Genomic DNA, 4,151 nt, shown 5'->3' with positions numbered 1-4,151 from the left:
GGGCGGGCGGGGGCCGCTCGCGACGGTCGACCTGTCGGGTCTGGCCGGGGTGGCGCGGACGGGCGCGCTGGAGGCGGCGGCCGGGCAGGCGCAGCGGAGCCTGGAGCTGGCGCGCGGTCCGCTGCTGCGGATGGGGTGGTTCGATATGGGCGCCGGGGACCCGGGGCGGCTGCTGGCGGTGGTGCACCACCTGGCGGTGGACGGGGTGAGCTGGCGCGTCCTGCTGGAGGACCTCGAGACCGCCTACGCGCAGCTCCGGCGGGGGGAGGGCATCCGGCTCCCGGCGAAGACCGCGTCGTGGAAGGCATGGGCGGAGCGCCTGGCCGAACACGCCCGGTCCGGGGCGCTGGAGGCGGAGAGCGCGTTCTGGCTCGCGCAGGGCCGGCAGGGGGTCGCTCCGCTGCCGCTCGACGACGCGGCGGGGGAGAACATCCTCGCCCGGGGACGCAGCGTGGAGGTGCGGCTGAGCGAGGAGGAGACGGAGGCGCTGCTTCGGGAGGTGCCGGCGGCGTACCGCACCCGGGTGGACGAGGTGCTGCTGTGCGCGCTGGCGGGAGCACTGCGGCGCTGGACGGGCGAGCGGCGGGTGCGGATCGGCCTGGAGGGGCACGGGCGCGAGGAGGAAGTGGTCGGCGGCGTGGACCTGTCGCGCACCGTGGGGTGGTTCACGGCCGCGTACCCGGTGGTGCTGGAGCTGCCCGAGAGCCCCGAGCCGGGCGCGGCGCTGAAGGCGGTCAAGGAGCAGCTGCGCGCGGTGCCGGGGCGGGGGATCGGCTACGGGCTGCTGCGCTACCTCGGCGGGAGCGAGGCGGCCGCGGAGATGGGCGGGGCGGGGGAAGCCGAGGTGGGCTTCAACTACCTGGGGCAGTTCGACCAGACCGTCTCGGGGGAGGCGTTCTTCGCCTTCGCGCCGGAGTCGGCCGGCGCGCCGGCGGACGGCGGCGCTCCGCGCCCGCACCGCCTGGAGGTGAGCGGGTCCGTGCAGGATGGCCGCCTGGAGCTGCAGATCGGCTACGCCGCCGGGGTGCACCGGAGCGAGACGATCGAGTGCCTGGCGGAGTGGTACGCCGAGGAGTTGCGCGGCCTGATCGCCCACTGCCGCAGCCCGGAGGCGGGCGGCTACACTCCCGGCGACTTCCCCCTGGCGGGGCTGGACCAGGCTGCGCTGGACGCGCTGCTGGGGAGCGGGCGCGGGGTGGAGGACGTGTACCCGCTGAGCCCCCTGCAGGAGGGGATGCTATTCCACGCGCTCTACGCGCCCGGATCGGGCGTGTACGTGGGCCAGTTCGGCTTCGTGCTGGAGGGGCCGCTCGACGCGCAGGCGCTGGAGCGGGCGTGGCGGGGCGCGGTGGCGCGGCACGAGGCGCTGCGAGCCGGCTTCGTCTGGGAAGGGCTGCCGCGGCCGGTGCAGGTGGTCCGCCGCGAGGCGACTCCGCCCTTCCGGAGGGAGGACTGGCGTGGGCTGGACGATGCCGAGCGGCAGGCGCGCCTGGAGCGCTACCTGGAGGCGGACCGCGCGGCCGGGATCGACCCGGGCCGGGCGCCGCTGATGCGGCTCGCCCTGTTCCGGATGGGGGACGAGGAGCACCAGCTCGTCTGGACGCACCACCACCTGGTGCTGGACGGGTGGAGCCTGTCGCTGCTCTTCCGCGACGTGCTGACGATCTACGGCGCGGACACGCGGGGAGAAAGAGCGGAGCTGAAGGTGGCGGGGCGCTTCCGCGACTACCTGGCCTGGCTGCAGCGGCAGGACCTCGCCCGGGCGGAGGACTTCTGGAGAGCCCACCTGGCGGGCTTCACCTCGCCGACGCCGCTCCCGCTCCGGCACGCGGCGCCGGGCGCCGGGGTGGAGCGAGCCGGCGAGGCGTGGCTGCGCCTCCCGCCGGAGCGGACGCGGGCGCTGCGGGAGCAGGCGTGGAAGCGGGAGGTGACGCTGAGCACGCTGGTGCAGGGCGCGTGGGGGCTGCTGCTGTCGCGCTACGCGGGGGAGGAGGACGTGCTCTTCGGCGCCACGGTCGCCGGACGGCCGGCGGAGCTGCCGGGGGTGGAGGAGATGGTGGGGCTGTTCATCAACACCCTGCCGGTGCGGGTGTGGGCGGGCGGGGCGGACGGGGTGACGCTGGGCGGGTGGCTGAGGACGCTGCAGGAGGAGCAGCTGAGGACGCGGGAGCACGAGTACAGCCCGCTGGTGCAGGTGCAGCAGTGGAGCGAGCTGCCTGCCGGGGAAGCGCTCTTCGAGAGCCTGGTGGTGTTCGAGAATTACCCTATGGACGAGGGGGTGGGAGACGCGCTGCCGGGGCTGCGGGTACGCGGCAACCTGAGCGTGGAGCACACAAACTACCCGCTCCTGCTGACGGCCGTTCCGGGCGAGCGGCTGACCCTGCAGCTGCGCTACGACCGGGGCCGGGCCGGGGCGGAGAGCGTCGAGCGGATGATGGAGCACCTGGACGCGGTGCTCGAGACCATGGCGGCGGACCCCGACCGGCTGCTCGACGAGGTGTCGCTGCTGCGCGGGGCCGAGCGGGTGCAGGTGCTGGAGGCGTGGAACGCCACCGCCGCCGCGCTGCCGCGCGCCTGCGTCCACGAACTCTTCGCCGAGCAGGTCGAGCGCACCCCCCACGCCTCCGCCCTGGTCTGCGGAGGCGAGCCGGTCAGCTACGCGGAACTGGCGGGCCGCGCCGCCCGGCTCGCGCACCACCTGCGCCGGCTGGGCGTGGGCCCCGAGGCGCGCGTGGCCCTGTGCCTGGAGCGCGGGCCCGACCTGGTCGCCGGCATGCTCGCCGTCCTCCACGCCGGCGCCGCCTACGTGCCCATCGACGAGCACGCCCCCCCCGAGCGCGTCCGCGAGATCCTCGCCGACGCCGGCTGTCTCCAGCTCCTCACCCACGCCGCCTGGACCGGGGCGCTGCCCGAGCGGCTGCCCACGGGCGCCGGGCCGCTGCGGCTGGACGACCCCGCCGTCGCCGCGGCGATCGCCTGCCTCCCCGGCACGCCGCCGGCCGTGGCAGGCGACCCGGAGCAGCTGGCCTACGTCATCTACACCTCGGGCTCCACGGGCCGCCCCAAGGGCGTGGCCGTCCCGCACCGGGCCGTCGTGCGCCTGGTGCGCGGCGGAGGCTTCTTCCCCTTCGGCCCCGACGAGCGCATCGCGCAGGTCTCCAACCCCGCCTTCGACGCGGTCACCTTCGAGGTCTGGGGAGCGCTCCTCCATGGCGCCGCCCTGGTGCTCTTTCCCGCCGGGCCCCTCTCGCTGGAGGAGCTGGGCGCGACCATCCGCGAGCGGGAGGTCACCACGCTCTGGCTCACCGCCGGGCTCTTCCACCGCATGGTGGACGAGAACCTGGAGGGCCTCTCCGGCCTGCGTCAGCTGCTGGCCGGCGGCGACGTGCTCTCCCCGGCGCACGTGCGCCGGGTGCGGGAGGCGCACCCGGCGCTGCGCCTGATCAACGGGTACGGCCCCACGGAGAACACCACCTTCACCTGCTGCCACACCGTGGCGGAGCCGGTCGCGGCGGGGGCGCCGGTGCCCATCGGGCGGCCGGTGGGGAACACGCGCGTCTACGTGGTGGACGCGCACGGGGCGCCGGCCGGCGTGGGGCTGCCGGGTGAGCTGTACGCCGGGGGCGCGGGGGTGGCGCGCGGCTACCTGGGCGACGCGGCGCGCACGGCCGAGCGCTTCGTGCCCGACTCGTACTCGGGAGAGGCGGGCGCGCGGCTGTACCGGACGGGGGACCGGGTGCGCTGGCGCGCGGAGGGGGTGCTGGACTTCCTGGGGCGGACGGACGCGCAGGTGAAGGTGCGGGGGTTCCGGGTCGAGCCGGGGGAGATCGAGGCCGCGCTGCGGGAGCAGGCGGGGGTGCGGGAGGCGGTGGTGGTGGCGCGCGAGGACGCGCCGGGGGAGAAGCGGCTGGCGGCGTACCTGGTGGCGGAGGAGGGAGGGGAGGTCCCGGTGGAGGAGGTGAAGCGGGGGCTGCGGGAGCGGCTGCCGGAGTACATGATGCCGGCGGCGTACGTGGTCCTGGAGGCGCTCCCCCTCACTCCCAACGGCAAGCTGGACCGGGGAGCCCTCCCGGCGCCGGAGGCGGGGGGGGAGGAATCCGTCTACGAGGCGCCCCGCACGGCGGTGGAGGAGCTGGTGGCGGGGATCTGGG

At 76.0% G+C, this 4,151-nt stretch carries 1 protein-coding gene; it reads left to right on the top strand.

Going from position 1 to position 4,151, the window contains the following annotated elements:
* Nucleotides 1-4,151 (top strand): amino acid adenylation domain-containing protein (locus VGR37_04445; GenBank protein HEV2146645.1); only part of this gene is annotated, 4,151 nt, incomplete at both ends.

Source organism: Longimicrobiaceae bacterium, from assembly GCA_035936415.1.
In the GTDB taxonomy this organism is placed as follows: domain Bacteria; phylum Gemmatimonadota; class Gemmatimonadetes; order Longimicrobiales; family Longimicrobiaceae; genus JAFAYN01.
The sequence above is the reverse complement of the archived record's forward strand: the minus strand, read 5'-3'. Positions and strand labels throughout refer to the sequence as shown.